The sequence below is a fragment of the Streptomyces sp. NPDC005774 genome (genome assembly GCF_042871645.1).
Classification (GTDB): Bacteria; Actinomycetota; Actinomycetes; order Streptomycetales; family Streptomycetaceae; genus Streptomyces; species Streptomyces pratens.
The window spans coordinates 108735-126969 of record NZ_JBIAIV010000005.1 but is presented as its reverse complement, the minus strand read 5'-3'; the positions used below and the strand labels follow the sequence as shown (position 1 = coordinate 126969).

The following is an 18235-nucleotide window of genomic DNA, read 5'->3' as shown; positions in this document are numbered from 1 at the left end:
GGCGAACCAGGTGACAAGTAACCCGTCAGTAGCTTTCAGATCAAAGGTCGGCCTCCTTGCCAGGACGTGGCGAGGGGGCCGAGTGGTGTTGTTGGCGTCAGGCCGCGGCCGGCTCGGGCTCCGGTTCCTGGGGGACGGGAGGTGAAGTCGTAGAACCCCAGCTCGGCCGCGGGGATGCCGACCTGCTTGGCGACGTGCTCGATGGCGTCGGGCGGCAGCTCCAGACGCATCTTGGGAAACCGGCCGCGCCAGGTCAAAAACTTCAGCTGGACGGCGAAGCCCAGTCTGGTGGCACCGGTCTTGTTCCGTAACCAGCCAGCCTCGTCGCCGGACAGGGTGAAGTGGTCCACCACCCCGTCCAGACCCAGATCCCGCCCCACGCCATAGCCCTTCGGTATGTCTCCGTGATCGGTATTCGGGCTGGACGGTAGAAGGGCAGCTGTACACGGCGCACGAACATCGGCGAAGCCGCCCGGCGAGGTAGGCGATCCTGGTAATGGCGCCGGTCGACCAGTTCAGGCGACGGCCGGATGCCCGGCGGCCTTGCCCGTGGCATCCCGGCGCATGGCGGTCATACCCAGGTCTGCCATGCGGGGCACGAAGACGACGTCGAGTTCCTCGACCGGGTGGAGCAGGACCCGCTCGCAAGTCTCCGCTAGCCACACCGTGCAGCCGGCGGCGGGGTAGGCGGGGTTGACGTCGATCTCGCCCTTGGGGAGGAACCCGTTGAACGGCGTCGTGATCTGATGGTGGTTCCAGTAGTTCCAGGCCCGCAGGGCCTTGGCCTGTTCGAAGGCGAGGTAGAGCTGCGGATAGCGCTGGAGGATCCGCATCTCTCGGAAGAGGGCCTGTCCCAGCAGGGACGGCGCGGCCTGGGCGAGGCTGTCGAAGTCTCGGTCGCGGAAGGTGAAGGTGGTCGCGTCCTGGCCGGGGTCGAGCGCCAGGGCGGTGAATAAGTGGGAGAGGCGGTCTCGGGTGTACTGCGCTGCTCCGGGGGCAAGAGGGGGCTCGATGTCGGCGATCAGGTCGTACAGGCGCTGGTGGTCGGGGTGGAAGCGGGACAGGTCGAACAGCTTGTCCATGCCGCTGACCGCGGAGAACGCCAGACGCTTGTAGAGGAGGTTGTTCATCTCGCCAGCTGCCGCGTACGTCTTCGTCTCGGTGCTGGTGGAGTGGAGCATCAGGTATTCCGAGAGCACCTCGAAGTACATGTAGCCCAGGAACGGCAAGGTGTCGACGGTGGCGGCGAGCCGGTCCACGAACGCGTCCGGCGCCGTCCTGTGTCCGGCGGCGCCTGCCAGCAGTGTGTCCAGGAAGGGGGCGGCCGTACGGATCTGGTACACCGCTTTTCCGCGGAGCTGGGTGTCTTCTGCCTCGGTGAGGAAGCTGCGGTGATCGAGGTAGGTGCGCAGGTGGACGCGGCCGAGCCGCAAGTAGTCGATGCCCTTGGCGGGCGCCGGGCCGACGGGCGTGATCTCGATCATCAGAGTGCGGGTGTGTGGTTTGGTCCGCAGCAGGTAGGCACCGAGGTTGTGCGGGCGCAGGCCGTCGGGGGTCTCGGTCAGCGGCGCGCAGTACAGCGCGGCGAGCAGGCAGCCGGAGGAGGCGTAGAGCTGTCCGCTGGACCGGATGGCGTCCAGTGCCGTCGTGGTGTGCATCAGGTGGATCGGCCGGCCGCTGGTGAGCAATCCTGTCATGGCGTTGTGCGCGAGCAGGTGGCCGCCGGGGTGTCGTGTTGCAGGTATCGGCGCCAGTCGTCTTCGCTCTCGGCGCACCCGGCGGCCATGGGCCGGGTGCGGGGGCTGGTGTAGTCGGTGTGGGCGTCGTCGAGTTCGGTGTCCACGAAGGGGTCTCCTACTGGCCGCGGGCCAGGCTCTGACGGGCGGTGGTGAGGGCGTGGTGGTGGGTGGCGCCGTCGAGGGCGGCTTGCTCGCTGCGTACGACGAGGGCGAAGGCGGCCGGGGGCAGCCAGTCGGGTATCGGGGTGCGCAGTCGGGTCAGGTCCGGCCACCACCGCTGGAGCGGTAGGCGGTAGCGGTCCAGGCAGTCGGCGGCCTTGAGGATGTCGACGAGGTGCGGGGCGGCCTGGTAGGCGCGCTCCTGCTGGGCGGTGAAGTCGTCGTAGGGCACGTCGTGCACGGCGATCGCTTCCGCCGCCCGGTGCAGCGCGGCCGGCGCCACCGGGCGGCTCATCGCACCGGTGACCGTGTCGGTGTGGTGGAGGAACCAGGATGCGGCGTGCCGCCCGTGACCGGCATCCGTCCGGTCGTCGCGTCGTCGGCAGTCGTGGACCGCCCCGGCGGCGCACACCGCCGCGACGTCGTCGTCTTCCAGCCCGTACTCCTGGGCCAGGAGCGCGGCGAGCACGCTGACGCGGGCGTTATGGCGGATGCCGTGGTTGGAGTCGGCCTGGCGCGGAGTCGTGAACCACGATCTGGCCGGTACGAGCAGCAGGCCCGGGCGTGGGAAGCTGGGCGCGGCGTCGAAGTTCACCGGCCGGTTGTCCGGGATCCACTCAAGCGTCATCTGGTCCATCGGCTGGTGGGCGGGCAGTCGGCGCTGAGCAGCGAGTTCATGCAGACAGGCGCGGCCGGGCGAAGTCCGATCGGTCATGGCGTCCTTCACACAGATGGGTACGGGCAGGCGTGAAGCTGGGCGTGGCGATCCTGACGATGGGCACCCGGCCCAAGGAGCTGACGGAGCTGCTGGCCTCGGTCCATTCGCAGACGGCTCAGGCGGTGCGGACGGTGGTGGTGGCCAACGGGTGCGCGCTGCCCGATCTGCCGCCGTGGGTCGAGACGGTGCAGCTCGCGGAGAACCTGGGGGTGACCGGCGGCCGCAACGCCGCCCTGGAGCACCTTGGGGACATGGACCTGGTGCTGGACCTGGACGACGACGGCCTGCTGGTTGCCGACGACGTCTTCGCCACGATCACCACGCTGTACGAGGCGGACCCACAGCTGGGGATCGTCGGTTTCCGTATCGCGGATGAGACCGGGGTGACCCAGCGCCGCCACGTACCCCGGCTGCGGGCCGGCGACCCGATGCGCGGCGGACTGGTAACCGGGTTCCTCGGCGGCGCCCACGTGCTGTCCGTGAAGATGCTGGAGGAGGTCGGCGGTTGGCCGGACGCCTTCTTCTTCGCGCATGAGGAGACCGACATGGCGTGGCGGACGGTCGATGCCGGGTGGAAGGTGCTGTACGCGCCGCAGTTGCTGCTCCAGCACCCGCGCACCTCCCCGGCCCGGCACGCGTTCTTCTACCAGGTCAACGCCCGCAACCGGGTCTACCTGGCACGCCGTCACCTCCCGGCGGTGCTGGTGCCCGTCTACCTGGGGGTGTGGGTGATCTTGACGCTGGCCCGTACCCGCAGTCTGGGCGGGCTGCGGGCCTGGTTCGGCGGGTTCATTGAGGGCTGGCGCACCGAGTGCGGGCGCCGGAAGCCGATGCGCTGGCGCACTGTGCTCCGCCTCGCCCGCCTCGGTCGGCCCCCGGTGATCTGACTCCCTCACGCAGCGTCCCGGACCTCGGTGCGCAGCCATGCCGGGATCGCCTCGGGGGTCCGCTCCAGCCACGTCACATAGCGGCGGATGCCGTCCTCGATGTCGATCTGCGGAGCCCAACGGAGCACCTGACGCATACGGGCGATATCGGCGCAGGCGCCGAGCGGGTCGCCCTGCGGGCGGGGCGTCTCGACGATCCGCGCACCGGGATAGTGGCCGCGCACCAGGTCGGCGACCTGCCGGATGGAAGTGGCGCGACCGGTACCGACGTTGAGCGTTCCGCGATCCGCACCCGCGGTCACGGCCGCCAGCAGGGTCGCCTCCGCGATGTCGTCGACGTGCACGAAGTCGCGGACCTGGGATCCGCCACCGTTGAGTTGCAGCGGCAGGCCGAGCGCGGCCCGCATGGCGAACCAGGCCACCACCCAGCTGTGGCTGTTCTCCTTGACCACCTGCGGCTCTCCGTAGACGGAGAAGTACCGCACGATCGCGTACGAGTCGCCGCTGCCGCCCAGGGTCAGGGCGGTCTGATGCTCGCCCCACAGCTTGGTGTTGGCATAGACCGACGCGGGCACCAGCGGATCGGTCTCACCGAACCGGGCTCTCCCTACGTCTGCCGAACCGGTTCCGGTGCCGTAGACGCTGGCCGAGGAGACGAAGACCAGCCGCTTCAGCGTGCCGCCGTGCCGGGCCGCGGCATCCAGCACGGTCTGGGTGCCGTCGATGTTGGCCTTCAGCGCCGCCGCTGGGTTGCGGGTGCACTCCGCGACGTCCGCCAGGGCCGCAGCGTGGATGACGTAGTCGCTGTGTGACAGCAAGTCGTCCATCAGCGCGGTGTCGGTGATGTCGCCGGCGATGACGTCCGGGTCCCGAGGGGAGATCTCGAACACGGAGGAGTAGAGGGAACTGCCGTAGGCGTCGAGGCGGCCCACGGCCAGCGGCTTGGCGCCCAGCGCCCGGAGCTTGTGCACGATGCGACTGCCGACCAGCCCGAACCCGCCGGTCACCGTGACCGTGGCGCCGGACAGATCAGCCAAGCGATCCTTTGTGTTCACGCGAGCAAGCCCCTCTCGACAGCACCACGCGACTGCGCGGCGTCACGCCGTCGAGAACACCACCAGTCATCCCCCTCGCTCCAGGGGATGACTGTGTGTCCGGTGTGTGCCCGCTCCCAGCGAAGCCGCCCCACCGCCCAACGGGGTACGGCATGGTGGAGAGGGAGGCATCGGCGGCGACACCTCGGGGGACGGCATGGACCTGGACCGGCATCCGCTGGCGCACGTGCGCCGCCATCACCACTGGTCCGGAGACGACCTCGCCCGTCTGCTCCGCGACCAGGCCCGACGGCGCGGCCTGCGCAGCGGCATCGATCGCAACCGGATCTGGCTCTGGGAAACAGGCGGCACGACGCCGAGCGAGGAGAGCCAGGCGCTCCTGGCGGGCGTCCTCGACGTTCCCGCCGCCATGGTCGAACAGGTCGGCTGGCCCCACTGGCTGCCCGCCCTCGAACAGCCCGCCCCCTTCAGCCCGGTGGGAAGCCGGGCCGCACTGAGAGAGGTGCAGATCACCCGCATGGACCGACGATCCTTCCTGGTACTCAGCAGCAGCACCCTCGTTGACATTGCCGCAAACTGGGCCCGCATCGAGCCCCGCCATCTGTCCCAGGCCCTGGGCGGGCAGCGCGTCGACGAGGAACTCCTGACGTGGCTGGAGCAGCGGTCCGGCGAGCTGCGCACTCTTGCCGCCGGACCCCACCCGCAGGTCTCCGGTCTCATCGACGCCCACCTGAACACCGCCATCGACCTCATCACCCAGGACCGCTACACCCCGCCAATCGGCCGCCGCCTCCACGCCGTGACCGCCGACCTCGCGCACTGCGCCGCATGGCTGCGCTTCGACGCCGACCGGCACGCCGATGCCCAACGCCACTGGCAGGCCGCCGTCCACGCCGCCCACCAGGCCGGGGATCGCGATCTGGCTGCTGTGGCCCTGTCCGACCTCGCCTACCAGGCCACCTGGCTCTCCAGGCCCGCCGACGCGGTCCACGTCCTGGAACTCGCCCGCTCCCGTACCCGTACGCCAGCCGCCCGCTCCCTGCTCGACGTACGCCGCGCCCGGGCCTGCGCCGTACTCCAAGACCGTCAGGGAACCGGTCGCGCGCTGGCATCCGCCGAGACCGAGTTGGAGCGGATGCGCCCGCAGGACACGCCTCCAGTGGTCTCCTGGATGTCGATGGCGGACGTCAGCGCCGACGCTGGACGGTGCTGGCTCGACCTCGGCGACCCAGGCCGCGCCGACGCCGCGATCGGCGCCGGGCTGGACGAACTCGACCCGCGCCGCTCCCGCACCAAAGCGGTGTTCCTGACCTACCGGGCCGAAGGCTTCCTCCACGGCCGAGACGCTGCGGCCGCCGCGACCGATGCCCGCACCGCTCTCGATGCCGCCCTCGGCTCAGGAGCCGCACGCTGCGTGGACCTCGTCTCCGCCCTCATCCGCCGTCTGGACAACCGCACCGAGCAGCCGATCGTCGAGCTGCGCGAGTATGCCCGGGAACGACTCGCCGGATGATACGAGCAGCAGTCGAGCCCGGACCCGGAAGCGTCGGCAAACGACCGTCTGCCGACACTCGGCGCATGTGAATTTTCGTAGTCGTGTGCACGGGTGAGCTGGGGGTTGACCGTGGTGTGCAGGGGGCTATGAACTCGCCGGACACGCCGGAGTTGTCTGCGCTACGGTCGTTTTGGGCGTAGTCGTGTGCGCGGCGAGGAGGCTTCCGGATGGCAGAGGGGCCGGTGGCCGAGCGCGGGGTGCTGACCGCGCCGACCGAGATATGGGGTGTCGCGGTGCGGCGGGCCGAGGTGATCGGTCCGCTCGCCGCGAAGGATGCGGTGGGACTGGCCGATGCCGACGAGGCCGCCGCGAAGCTGAGGATCTCCCGGCGTCAGGTGTATGTGCTGCTGGGGCGGTGGCGTGCGGGCGAGGGTGTGGTGTCGGACCTGCTGCCGGGCCGCTCCAGCGGCGGCCGCGGCGGGGGGCGTCTGTCCGGTGACGTCGAGACGATTGTCCGGGAGGTGCTGCGCACCCGGTACTTGACGCGGCAACGCCGGTCAGTGGCGGCGGTCTGCAAGGAGATCACGCGGCAGTGCCGGGCTCGCGGCCTGCGAGCCCCATCGAGGGGGACGGTGCGGCGCCGGATCGAGCGGCTGGACCCGGTGTCGTCGGTCGCGGCGCGGGAGGGAAGTGAGGCGGTTCGTCCGCTGCGGTCGGCCGGGGGTGTGCCGCCCGTGGTCACCGGGCTGTTGGAGCAGGTCCAGATCGATCACACGCCGATGGATGTGATCGTGGTCGACGAACGGCACCGGCTGACGATCGGCCGTCCGTATCTTACGGTCGCGATCGACGTGGCCAGCCGGTGCGTGGTGGGCCTGGTCGTGACGCTGGAGGCGCCGTCGGCGACCTCGGTCGGGTTGTGCCTGGCGCACGCGGCGACGGACAAGCGGCCGTGGCTGGAACGGCTGGGCGTGGAGGCGGTGTGGCCGATGAGCGGCAAGCCGCGCGGACTGTACGTGGACAACGCCGCGGAGTTCAAGAGCGAGGCCCTGCGCCGCGGCTGCGACCAGCACGGCATCGAGCTGCGCTACCGGCCACCCGGCCAGCCGCACTTCGGCGGGATCGTCGAGCGGCTGATCGGCACGATGATGCGAGAAGTGCACGAACTGCCGGGCACCACGTTCTCCAGCACCGTCGAGCGCGGCGCCTACGACAGCGACGGCAAGGCCGCGCTGACCATGGGAGAGCTGCAGAGCTGGCTGTCCTTGGCGGTGACCTGCTACCACGGTCAGGTCCACGACGGGCTCGGCCGCACTCCGGCCGGGGCGTGGGACGACAAGGCCACCGAGACGCCCCGGCCGGTGACCGTGACGAACGAGACGGCGTTCCTGGTCGACTTCCTGCCGGTGGTCCGCAGGACTTTGTCGCGGTCGGGATTCGTGATCGACCACGTGCAGTACTACAGCGACGCGCTCAAGCCGTGGATCGCCCGCCGCGAGCGGCTCGGCCGGTTCGTGCTGCGCCGCGATCCGCGTGACATCAGCCGGATCTGGGTCCTGGACCCGGACGGCACCGCGTATGTGGAGGTGCCCTACCGGACGCTGTCGCGGCCACCGATCAGCGTCTGGGAGCAGAAGGCCGCAGCCGCGCGGCTGCGCGAAGCCGGACGCGCCGAGGTCGACGAGCACGCACTGTTCGCCATGGTGGCGCGGATGCGCGAGATCACCGACGCCGCCGCGGCCACCACCCGCAAGGCCCGCCGTGACACGCAGCGCCGGAGGGCCGCGACGCCCCGGCCGCACCCGACGACAGCGCGGGTCAACCCGCCCGCCCTGGACCCGGAGCGGGCCGAGAAGCCCCTCGCACCGCCGTTCGAGGTGATCGAGCAGTGGTGAGTGAGGACGATCCGGTGGACCTGGCGCACCTGTGCCCGGCCGCGCAGCGGATCGCGCGGCTGCCGGACGCGGAACGGCTGCGCTACGTACGGGCGGACCGGTGGATCGGCTACCCGCGCGCCACCGAAGCTCTTGGCCGGCTGGAGACACTGCTGGCCTGGCCGTCCAAGCAGCGCATGCCGAACCTGCTGCTGATCGGGCCGACCAACAACGGCAAGTCGATGATCGTGGAGAAATTCCTCCGGTCCCACCCGCCGATCTCGCATCCGGACCGCGAGGAGATCCCCCTCCTTGCGGTACAGATGCCTTCCGAGCCGACGGTCATCCGCTTCTACACCGCGCTGCTGGCCACGCTCGGAGCGCCGCTGCGCTCGCGCTACCGGCTGGCCGACCTGGAGCAAGTGGTGCTGCGGCTGCTGCGATCGGCCGGAGTGCGGATGCTGGTGATCGACGAGCTGCACAACGTCCTCGGCGGCAGCGGCGACAAGCGCCGGGAGTTCTTGAACCTGCTGCGCTACCTGGGCAACGAGCTGCGTATCCCGCTGGTTGGCGTTGGCACCCGGGACGCCTACCTGGCTATCCGCGCGGACGACCAGTTGGAGAACCGGTTCGCGCCGCTCACCCTGCCCCGCTGGGAGGCCGACGTCGATGCCTGCTCGCTGCTGGCCAGCTTCGCCGCCTCCTTCCCGCTGCGCCGGCCCTCGCCGATCGCGACCGTGGAGATGGCCGGCTACCTGCTCACCCGCAGCGAGGGCACGATCGGCGAGCTGGCCCATCTGCTCACCGACGCCGCAGTGGCGGCGATCGAGTCCGGCGAGGAGGCCATTAACCAGCGCACCCTGCTGCTGGCCCCGTACGACGGGCCGACCGAACGGCGCCGCCTGTTCGAGCGCGAGCTGACGTGAGTCCGCCGCGACGCTGGCCGCTGCACCCACAGCCCGGCCCGCTGGAAGCACTCTCGTCGTGGCTGGGGCGGCTCGCGGAGCTGTATGAGATGCCGGTGCACGACCTGCTGACGCGCAACCTCGGCCTCGTCGGCCCGACCCTGCCAGCTGATCTCGACATCGACCCTCCGGCGGCGATACTCGCGGCACTCGCGGAGAAGACCGGCGTGGACCTCGCCCGGCTGCGGTCCATGACCCTGGCCGGCTGGGCGCCCTGGCTCTTCGACACACTGCCCGTGCACGCCCAGAACGCGCAGATGCATTTCAACGCCTACGTCCGGGACAACTCCGTCCTCTTTGCTCGCAAAGCCGGAACGCATCACGTACTGCGCTTCAAGCCGGGATGGGCGGGGCCGTGGCTTCTTCCCTATCCCGGCGCTCTGCGAGCCTGCCCGGACTGCGTCGCCGACCCGGACCGGGGCATCTCCCTGGTGTGGCGGCTGGCGTTGATGACTAGTTGCGTCGAGCACGACTGCCGATTCCTGGAGATCTCCGAAGTGCGGGCCGCGCGGATCCTGGGCCGGGAAACACCCAGGGAGCCGCTGGAGGAACCCCGTGCCGCCCTTGACCGCTACACCCACCAGGCGCTCACCACCGGTCGCGTTGCCTTGCCCGGCAGAACTGTGCACGCAGGGGTGTGGTTCCGTCTCCTGCGCTCGCTGCTGGACGAGGTCAGTCTCGCCGCGAGCTCACAGAACACGCACGGCAAAGCCGTGCTGCAGCAGATCTGGCAGGCCACTGGACACCCGGAACGCGCCGGCCTGAACATCTGGCGCCCCTTCGAGCAGATGGGAGAAGACGTCCGGGAGGCGATGTGGGATGCCGTCGCCATCGCGCTCCGTCTGGTCGCCGACGGCACGATCGCCGCCCGCGGGCACCTCGGCTCTGCGATCCAGCCCCCGCACCACTCCGTGTACGACGGCGACCGACCCTCCCCGTACCGCAACGCCTGGCAGGACGCCATGACCGCCATGGAAGAGGCACTCACCCTGGCTCGTACCAACCAGGACACCGCGCGGCAGCTTCTCGCCCTGCTCACCGGGGGCTGCCGCACGCTCGACCGGTTCGAGCAAGAGCGCTCCTATCTGTTCGGCGCCGGCATTCCCCCCGCGTTTCTGCCCGGCGCCCGCGAGCTGGGCCGTACCGACCTGATCTGACCCACTTCCACCTCCACGGAAGTGGAACACCGCGCCCAACGGCGTGTTCGCAAGGGGAACCCCCAACGAACAGAAGCAATCTTGAAGGGCGGGCGACGGCGACCTGCACGATCACCGTCTCATTTAGGGTGTCCGGTGATCTGTACGGTGAGCGGGGGCTTACCGTACGCTCCGGGGCATGAGCGAACGCATCGGCTACGCGAGGTGCAGTCTGGACGAGCAGGACCTCACCGCCCAACGCGAGATCCTGCTCACCCTGGACGTTCCTGAGGACCGGATCTACCTCGACCACGGCCTGACAGGAACCAACCGAGACCGCCCCGGTCTGGCCCAGGCCCTCGCGGCCGTACGCGCTGGCGACACCCTCGTGGTCCCCAAGCTCGACCGACTCGCGCGCTCGGTACCCGATGCCCGCGACATCGGCGACTCTCTCACCGCCCGCGGCGTCAAACTCTCGTTGGGCGGAGCCATCTACGACCCCGCTGACCCGATGGGCAAGATGTTCTTCAACATCCTGGCCACCTTCGCCGAGTTCGAGGTCGACCTCCTGCGGATGCGCACCCGCGAGGGCATGGCGGTCGCACGGTCCAAGGGCAAGCTCAAAGGCAAGAAGCCCAAACTGACCGCCCGCCAGCAGTCCCACCTCGTCCAGCAGCACCAGTCGGGCGAGCACACCATCGCCGACCTCGCCGAGCTGTTCTCCGTCAGCCGCGCCACCGTCTACCGGGTCCTGGAACGCCATCAGGCCACGGCACCCACGTCCACCGTCGTGGGGCAGTGACGTGCTGCCCTACGTCTACCGAATCACCAAGTACGATCCCGCCGACCGCGACGAGCGCGGCACCTACACCGGCACGGAGAACTCGGTCAGCGACCACGGACCTGTCGAGGCCGCCTACCTTGAGGCAGTCGCGGCCTTCGCCGAAGACACCGGGGTCCAGCACCTGCACATCCGCGAACCCGCGGTCGCACCTGGCTTCGTGCACTTCGGCCTGGAGCCCACAGTCGACGGGCACGGCCTGGCAGGGCTCTTCCCAAGCGACCTCGCCGGCTTCCACGACGGAGCAGAAGTGCCGGTCCCGACCGGGCTGGAACTGGTGCGGGCCATGCTCCGCGACAACGGGGCCTGGTGCCGCCTGGAAGTCGAGGGCACGTTTGCCGTGCACGTCGGCTGGGACCAGTACATCTATGTAGGCAGCAGCGAGCCTTGCGAAGCGGCCGTGAGCCGCGTCCGTGCGCTCGGGCTCTTCCCGGAACGTCTGCATTCTTCGCCCTACGACATTGCGCAGGACGGCCCCGGCGTGCAGCGGCCGGCTGACCTGGAATTCTGGGCCCGCGTGAGCTGGGCCGTCAGTGCGTGCTGGGCCGCGATCCTGGAGGAGAACCATGTCGGAAACGCCTCGCGCTGGCACCGCCTCACGCGCGACAACATCGACGCGGTGCGCTCCCGGCTCGCGCCGCGCGCCCTGCTGACGGTCTGGCCGGACTTGTCCACCGACGTGACCGCGCTCCTCGCCTCACTCCCCGACGATGAGATGGTCGAAATTGTCTGGGAGGACCAGGACGGCCGAATCAGTAGCACGGTCGCCGATGGGACCCAGATCGCGGCAATGGCCGCCCAGGTCTCGGCAGCTCGCGCCGCTGCCGTCCTGTCGCTGGCCGTCGATGAGCGTCACCCGCTGTTCACGGCAGTCCTGCCCGACAGTGACGGCGTCGTCCGAGCGCGTTGGCGGACCGAGCCGACGCCCAGCGACCATGACTGGGCCTTCTTGAAGACCCTGCAACGTGGGCAGATCATCACGGGCACGGTGACCGAGATCGCCAGCTTCGGCGTCACGTTCGTGGACATCGGCGGCTTCACAGCGATGATCAACATTCCCCAACTGTCGTGGCGCCACATCAACCATCCCTCCGACGTCGTCACGGTTGGCCAGCAGATCACCGCCGAGATCCTTGACGTCGACATGATTCGGGAACGGGTACCGCTTTCCCTCCGGGCGCTGCAGGAGGACCCGCTGCCCGGGATTGCGCAACAGATCGGCCAGACGGTCACAGGACCGGTCACCAGGCTCGTGCCCTTCGGCGCCTTCGTCCGTATCGAGGACCGGGAGGACGGCCTCGAGGGGCTGGTGCACAACACCGAGCTCGCCGAACCACCTGTGGACCGACCCGAGGATGTCGTCCGGATCGGCGACATCCTCACCGTGAAGATCATCGAAGTCGATCTGGAATGGCACCGCATCACGCTCTCGCGCACGCAGGCTCGCGCGGCAAACTCGCAGGAACACGGCCATGCCTGACGACGAGCTCGATCTGCTGCGGGCCGAGTTGGAACAGACCCGCGCCGAGCGCGACACGACTCGACGCGAGCTCGACGAGCTACGTGCGTGGCTGTGTAAGGAGCTCGGAATCATCCACAGGGCCCCTGTGCCCGAGGGGCTGACCTTGCTGAGTGTCGCCAACGACAAGAAGATCGTGGCGGCAGTGGTGCAGCTCCGGGCCGAGGTCGACGCTCTCACGCAACCGAGCGACGGGACCGATTCCCGCTGGTCGCAGATTGACTACCTCATCTTGGAGGGACGCAGGATTCAAACCCTGCAAAAGATCCGAGACGAGTTCGGCGGCGGCATCCACGACGCGCTCGAACTACTGAATCATCGCTTCCTGTGTCTGCAGAAGGTCCGACCGGAGGACTTCACGACCGGCGAGTGCGAGCTCAAGTAGCGCTTACGGGCGACTGCGGTACCTCCAGGGCACTGCCGACTGCCACACCAGTCGCGCCGGCGTCTTCAGGCGGACAGCGCTGAGCGTCGACAGCGAGTGCAGTCGACTTCGGTCATCCATGCAGCCGACTCCGGAAACTGACAGCGCAGTGATCACGAACCCGCAGGTGGGCGGTGTCGGCAACTCGCGTCGAAAATCAACGTCGGAGAACGGTTCTTCGGGTAGTTTCCGACGATGCTCATTGGCTACTGCCGCACATCGACGGCCGACCAGAACCCCGATCATCAGATCGACGCACTATTCCGCCACGGCGTCGACCGCGACAACATCCACGTCGACGTCGCCAGCGGCGCGAAGGCATCCCGCCCGAAGCTCGATCTCGTCATGCAGCTGCTCCGTGAGGGCGACACGCTGAAGGTCACCCGGCTCGACCGGCTCTCCCGCTCCGTGCTGCACCTGGTGACCCTCGGCGCCGAGCTGCGCGAGCGGAGTATCGGGCTGCACGTCATCGAGCAGGGCATCGACACCGCCACGGTGGAGGGGCGGGCGATGTTCGGGATGCTGTCCGTACTGGCGGAGCTCCAGCGGGAGCTGATCGTGGCGAACACGAACGACGGGCTCGCCTCTGCGCGGGCCCGCGGCCGGGTGGGCGGACGCCGGCCGAAGCTCACCGCGGACCAGGCCGCGCTCGCCCAACGGCTCTACGACGAACGGGAGAAGACGGTCCAACAGATCGCCGACACGTTCAGCGTGCCGAGGTCGACGGTGTACGGGCACCTCGACAAGGTCAAGACCGTTCTGCGTCAGCCGAAGAAGACCGCAATCACGAATCCCTGACCGCTACCGACTGGTTACTTGTCACCTGGTTCGCCGCTCGTTAAGGGCACCCCTGGTGACCCGGCCCGGCAGCGGGCCCGGGGTCTCACGCCGCACGGCGGTCAGCGTGGCGATCAGGACGGCGGGCAGCCCTGCCCCGATCGCCGCACCGCACGTCCGGACCGGTGGATCGTCGTCCACGGCACGGGCGAGCGATGAGTTCCGGGGGCCGGCTCGGTCAACCCTCCGGGAACACCTGTGCGCACGGGCACAGCCATGAGGAGCAGGGAGCAGCCCATGACCGACAAGACCCCCGACCTCGGACCGCAGGCGCGGATCGTGGCGCGTCTCGCCCAGGGTGTCACCGAAGCGCAGCTGACGGACGGGACGCCCTGCCCCCAGTACGCGGTGCACCACATCCTGGGCCACCTCGCCGGGCTGAGCGTCGCCTTCCGTGACGCCGGGCGCAAGGACCTCGGCACCACCACCGACATCAGCCCGGACGCCGCCCTGCCGGACCTCCGCCCCGGCTGGCGCGAGGGCCTGCCCGTGGTGCTCGGTGAACTCGCTGAGGCCTGGGGCGACCCCCTGGCCTGGACCGGCATGACCAGGGCCGGGGGCGTCGACCTGCCGGGCGAGGTGGCCGGAGCCGTGGTCGCCGACGAACTGGTCGTCCACGGCTGGGACCTGGCCCGCGCCACCGGCCAGGACTACGCGTCCGACCCCGCCGCCCTCGAAGCCGCGCACGCCTTCCTCCTCGCCGCCGCGGCGGAACCCGGCCGGGACAGCGGCGAGGGCATCTTCGGCCCCGTCGTACCGGTGCCGTCCGACGCCCCGCTGCTGGACCGGACGGTGGGGCTCAGCGGCCGCGATCCGGGGTGGACATCCAAGGTCTGACCTGGAGATCTTCCGAGCGGCCGGGCACCCGGGCAGGACGGGTGCCCGGCCGCCGCGCGTTCACGGGCCCCGCGCGAGCACGCCCGTCCGGCCGGGCGTCCCGCCGTCGACGCGGCGGCCGGCCGCCGCGGAGGCCGGGAACGGCAACCCGAACTTCCTTTGTCAGAAGCATTGACGAAACCCCGGGTCGCTCCTAGTTTCATCGCGTCATACTTCGTACGTCATATATGAGACGCGATACGCGAGATCCGAGAGGCGCGCATGACCTCTGTGCCCATCCCGATCCCCTCCCGCACGCAGTACGTGCTGGAAGAGATCAAACGCCGCATTCTCACCGGCCGGCTGACGCCGGGCCAGGCCCTGGTCGAGACCGACCTCGCCGCGCAGTTCGGGGTGTCCAAGACTCCGGTGCGGGAGGCGCTCAAGACCCTGGCCGGCACCGGTCTGGTCGTGATGAGCCAGTACAAGGGCGTCACGGTGCGCATGGTCGACGCGGACATGGCACGCGAGGTCTACGACGTGCGTCTGCTCCTCGAACCCGAGGCGCTGCGGCGCGCCGTCCGGCGCGGCGCATCCCTGGATGCCGCGCGGGACGCGCTGACGAGGGCCGACGAGGCCACCGACACCGCCGAACGCTCCCTGACCAACAGAGAGTTCCACCGCGCTCTGTACCTGCCGTGCGGCAACCCGCTGCTCGGCCGGATGCTCGACGAGGTCCGCGACCAGGCCGCGCTCGTCTCCGCCGTCGCCTGGGCCGCCGACCCCTCCTGGGAGCGGGAGGCGAGCGAGCACCGCGAGATCCTGCGCCTCGCCCTCGCCGGCGACGCGGAGGGCGCGGCGCGCGCCCTCCACGCGCACATCGCCTCCTTCGTACGGCGGGCCTTCCCCGGCGCGGAACTCGGCGTGGAGGAAGACTCCGAAGCCCAGGACATCACCGAAGCCCAGGAGATCACCGAAGCCCCGGCAACCCGGGCAGTCCAGAAAGAGGACGGTCAGGCATGACGACGACGTTCGAGACCCAGCGGGCGGCCCTGGCCGACGTGGTGGCCATCCCGGTGACCCCGTTCGCCGAGGACGGCTCCGTCGACCCGGCCGGATACCGGGCCCTGCTGCGCCGCCTCCTCGACGCCGGCATCACCACCCTGACCCCCAACGGCAACACCGGAGAGTTCTACGCCCTGACCCCCGAGGAGCGGCGCACGGTCACCGAGCTGACCCTCGAGGAGACCGGCGACGGCTCGTCCGTCCTGGTCGGGGTGGGACACGACGTGCCGACCGCCGTCGCCTCCGCACGGCACGCCCGTGACCTCGGCGCGCGGATGGTGATGGTGCACCAGCCCGTCCACCCCTACGTCTCCCAGAGCGGCTGGGTCGACTACCACCGTGCCATCGCCGAGGCCGTGCCCGACCTGGGCGTCGTCCCCTACATCCGCAACGCGCAGCTCACCGGCGCCCGCCTCGCCGAACTCGCCGACTCCTGCCCCAACGTCATCGGCGTGAAGTACGCCGTGCCGGACGCGGCGAAGTTCGCCGCCTTCGCGCGGGACGCCGGCCTCGAGCGGTTCGTGTGGGTCGCCGGGCTCGCCGAGCCGTACGCCCCCTCCTACTTCTCGGCGGGTGCCACCGGCTTCACCTCCGGCCTGGTCAATGTCGCCCCGTCGGTCTCCCTCGACATGATCGGGGCGCTCAGGTCGGGCGACTACACGACCGCCATGAAGGTCTGGGAGCAGATCCGCCGCTTCGAGGAACTGCGCGGCGCCAACGGCTCCGCCAACAACGTCACCGTCGTCAAGGAGGCTCTCGCCTCCCTCGGCCTGTGCCGCCGCGAGGTCCGCCCGCCGAGCAGGCTGCTGCCCGAGGAAGAGCGGGCCGAGGTCGCCGCGATAGCCGCGGGGTGGTCCGTGTGAACACGCCGAAGAAGCGGCCCGAGGAACTGCGCAGTCACCAGTGGTACGGCACGGACGGGCTGCGCTCCTTCAGCCACCGCGCCCGCACCCGCCAGCTCGGCTACCTGCCCGAGGAGCACCTGGGCAAGCCCGTCGTCGCGATCCTCAACACCTGGTCCGACATCAACCCCTGCCACGTCCATCTGCGCGACCGCGCGCAGGCCGTGAAGCGCGGGGTGTGGCAGGCGGGCGGCTTCCCGCTCGAATTCCCGGTCTCCACGCTCAGCGAGACCTTCCAGAAGCCGACCCCGATGCTCTACCGCAACCTCCTCGCCATGGAGACCGAGGAGCTCCTGCGGTCCTACCCGGTCGACGGGGCCGTGCTGATGGGCGGCTGCGACAAGTCCACGCCCGCCCTGCTCATGGGCGCCGCCAGCGTCGATCTGCCCACCGTCTTCGTCCCGGCCGGCCCCATGCTCCCCGGCCACTGGCGGGGGGAGACCCTCGGCTCCGGCACCGACATGTGGAAGTACTGGGACGACAAGCGGGCCGGTGTCATCGGCGACTGCGAGATGCAGGAACTGGAGAGCGGCCTGGCCCGTTCGCCCGGCCACTGCATGACCATGGGCACGGCGTCCACGCTGACCGCCGCCGCCGAGGCCCTCGGCGTCACCGTGCCGGGCGCCTCCAGCATCCCGGCCGTCGACTCCGGGCACGACCGGATGGCCGCCGCGGCCGGCCTGCGCATCGTCGAACTGGTCCACCGCGACCGGAAGCTGAGTGACATCCTCACCGCGGACGCCTTCGAGGACGCGGTGACGACGGTCCTGGGCCTGGGCGGCTCCACCAACGCCGTGATCCACCTGATCGCCATGGCCGGCCGCGCGGGCGTCGCCCTCACCCTCGACGACTTCGACCGCATCGCCCGCACCGTCCCGGTGCTCGCCAACGTACGGCCCGGCGGACAGACGTACCTGATGGAGGACTTCCACTTCGCGGGCGGGCTGCCCGGGTTCCTCTCCCGGATCGAGGACCTGCTCCACCTGGAGAGGCCCACCGTCTCCCACGACACCCTGCGCGAACAGCTCGCCGGCGCGCGGGTGCACCACGACGACGTCATCCGGCCCCGGGACAAGCCCGTCGCCGACGAGGGCGGGCTCGCCGTCCTGCGCGGCAACCTCTGCCCCGACGGCGCCGTCATCAAGCACATCGCCGCCGAACCGCACCTGCTCAGGCACACCGGCCCCGCGGTCGTCTTCGACGACTACCGGACCATGCAGCGCACCATCAACGACCCGGACCTGGGCATCACCGCCGACCACGTACTGGTGCTGCGCAACTCCGGCCCCAAGGGCGGGCCCGGCATGCCCGAGTACGGCATGCTGCCCCTCCCCGACCACCTGCTCAAGCAGGGGGTACGGGACATGGTGCGGATCTCCGACGCCCGGATGAGCGGCACGAGCTACGGCACCTGCGTGCTGCACATCGCCCCCGAGTCGTACGTCGGCGGACCGCTGGCCCTCGTACGCACCGGGGACCTGATCACCCTCGACGTCGAACGCCGGCTCCTCCGGCTCGAGGTCGACGACGAGGAACTGGAGCGGCGCAGGGCGCAGTGGACGCCACCGCCCGCCCGGTACGAGCGCGGATACGGCGCGCTCTACAACGAGCAGATCACCCAGGCCGACACCGGATGCGACTTCGAGTTCCTCGCCCGGCCGGGCACGGTGCAGGACCCCTACGCGGGCTGACCGCGAGCACTCCCGAGCGGTCCGGCCACCGGATTGCGCGGGATCCCCGCACACCTGAGAAGAAAGCGCTTCACCTCCGCATCGCCCCCGCACAGCACGACGTACACCGAGA

Annotated in this window: 18 protein-coding genes; 13 read left to right on the top strand and 5 right to left on the bottom strand. The window is 70.0% G+C overall.

Features of this window, described 5'->3' with window-relative positions:
• Nucleotides 1–35: 35 nt before the first annotated feature.
• The 4 genes from ACFYQA_RS07135 to ACFYQA_RS07120 form a co-directional block, all read right to left on the bottom strand.
• On the bottom strand, nucleotides 36–380 hold the full coding sequence (locus ACFYQA_RS07135) for a DUF4158 domain-containing protein (RefSeq protein WP_388912703.1): 345 nt from the start codon (nucleotides 378–380) through the stop codon (nucleotides 36–38).
• A 135-nt stretch (nucleotides 381–515) separates the two neighbouring features.
• Nucleotides 516–1697, bottom strand: a complete 1182-nt coding sequence (locus ACFYQA_RS07130) for a hypothetical protein (protein ID WP_388912701.1) — start codon at nucleotides 1695–1697, stop codon at nucleotides 516–518.
• A complete protein-coding gene (locus ACFYQA_RS07125) occupies nucleotides 1694–1843 on the bottom strand; it encodes a hypothetical protein (RefSeq protein WP_388912698.1) in 150 nt (49 codons plus the stop codon). The genes ACFYQA_RS07130 and ACFYQA_RS07125 overlap by 4 nt, the downstream gene beginning before the upstream one ends.
• A gap of 11 nt (nucleotides 1844–1854) precedes the next feature.
• A complete protein-coding gene (locus ACFYQA_RS07120; RefSeq protein ID WP_388912695.1) occupies nucleotides 1855–2613 on the bottom strand; it encodes a hypothetical protein in 759 nt (252 codons plus the stop codon).
• Nucleotides 2614–2672: 59 nt separating this feature from the next.
• Here ACFYQA_RS07120 and ACFYQA_RS07115 point away from each other — a divergent pair, with 59 nt between their 5' ends.
• Nucleotides 2673–3503 carry a glycosyltransferase family 2 protein gene (locus ACFYQA_RS07115; RefSeq protein ID WP_388913017.1) on the top strand — a complete coding sequence of 277 codons (831 nt, stop codon included), beginning with the start codon at nucleotides 2673–2675 and terminating at the stop codon, nucleotides 3501–3503.
• Nucleotides 3504–3508: 5 nt separating this feature from the next.
• Here ACFYQA_RS07115 and ACFYQA_RS07110 read toward each other — a convergent pair whose 3' ends face one another.
• Nucleotides 3509–4540, bottom strand: a complete 1032-nt coding sequence (locus ACFYQA_RS07110; RefSeq protein ID WP_388912692.1) for an NAD-dependent epimerase/dehydratase family protein — start codon at nucleotides 4538–4540, stop codon at nucleotides 3509–3511.
• Nucleotides 4541–4664: 124 nt separating this feature from the next.
• Between ACFYQA_RS07110 and ACFYQA_RS07105 the strand changes: the two genes are divergently transcribed.
• From ACFYQA_RS07105 to araD, 12 genes are all read left to right on the top strand, one after another.
• Nucleotides 4665–6071: an XRE family transcriptional regulator gene (locus tag ACFYQA_RS07105; protein WP_388912690.1), complete on the top strand. Its 1407-nt coding sequence runs from the start codon at nucleotides 4665–4667 to the stop codon at nucleotides 6069–6071.
• Between the two features lie 209 nt (nucleotides 6072–6280).
• Entirely contained in the window at nucleotides 6281–7948 is a 1668-nt protein-coding gene (locus ACFYQA_RS07100) for a Mu transposase C-terminal domain-containing protein (RefSeq protein WP_388912687.1), read from the top strand.
• Nucleotides 7945–8853, top strand: a complete 909-nt coding sequence (locus ACFYQA_RS07095; protein ID WP_388912684.1) for a TniB family NTP-binding protein — start codon at nucleotides 7945–7947, stop codon at nucleotides 8851–8853. The genes ACFYQA_RS07100 and ACFYQA_RS07095 overlap by 4 nt, the downstream gene beginning before the upstream one ends.
• A complete protein-coding gene (locus ACFYQA_RS07090) occupies nucleotides 8850–10049 on the top strand; it encodes a TniQ family protein (protein ID WP_388912681.1) in 1200 nt (399 codons plus the stop codon). The genes ACFYQA_RS07095 and ACFYQA_RS07090 overlap by 4 nt, the downstream gene beginning before the upstream one ends.
• Before the next feature lie 178 nt (nucleotides 10050–10227).
• Nucleotides 10228–10830, top strand: a complete 603-nt coding sequence (locus tag ACFYQA_RS07085) for a recombinase family protein (protein ID WP_388912679.1) — start codon at nucleotides 10228–10230, stop codon at nucleotides 10828–10830.
• 1 nt (nucleotide 10831) lies between these two features.
• On the top strand, nucleotides 10832–12349 hold the full coding sequence (locus tag ACFYQA_RS07080) for a S1 RNA-binding domain-containing protein (protein WP_388912676.1): 1518 nt from the start codon (nucleotides 10832–10834) through the stop codon (nucleotides 12347–12349).
• Nucleotides 12342–12773, top strand: coding sequence for a hypothetical protein (locus tag ACFYQA_RS07075; RefSeq protein ID WP_388912673.1), 432 nt, complete (start codon nucleotides 12342–12344; stop codon nucleotides 12771–12773). Before ACFYQA_RS07080 ends, ACFYQA_RS07075 begins: the two co-directional genes overlap by 8 nt.
• Before the next feature lie 234 nt (nucleotides 12774–13007).
• Entirely contained in the window at nucleotides 13008–13610 is a 603-nt protein-coding gene (locus ACFYQA_RS07070) for a recombinase family protein (RefSeq protein ID WP_388912671.1), read from the top strand.
• A 276-nt stretch (nucleotides 13611–13886) separates the two neighbouring features.
• Nucleotides 13887–14486 carry a TIGR03086 family metal-binding protein gene (locus tag ACFYQA_RS07065; protein WP_388912668.1) on the top strand — a complete coding sequence of 200 codons (600 nt, stop codon included), beginning with the start codon at nucleotides 13887–13889 and terminating at the stop codon, nucleotides 14484–14486.
• A gap of 261 nt (nucleotides 14487–14747) precedes the next feature.
• Nucleotides 14748–15488, top strand: a complete 741-nt coding sequence (locus ACFYQA_RS07060) for a GntR family transcriptional regulator (RefSeq protein WP_388912665.1) — start codon at nucleotides 14748–14750, stop codon at nucleotides 15486–15488.
• Entirely contained in the window at nucleotides 15485–16393 is a 909-nt protein-coding gene (locus ACFYQA_RS07055) for a dihydrodipicolinate synthase family protein (protein ID WP_388912662.1), read from the top strand. The genes ACFYQA_RS07060 and ACFYQA_RS07055 overlap by 4 nt, the downstream gene beginning before the upstream one ends.
• On the top strand, nucleotides 16390–18123 hold the full coding sequence (gene araD / locus ACFYQA_RS07050; RefSeq protein WP_388912659.1) for an L-arabinonate dehydratase: 1734 nt from the start codon (nucleotides 16390–16392) through the stop codon (nucleotides 18121–18123). The genes ACFYQA_RS07055 and araD overlap by 4 nt, the downstream gene beginning before the upstream one ends.
• The last annotated feature ends 112 nt before the right edge of the window (nucleotides 18124–18235 follow it).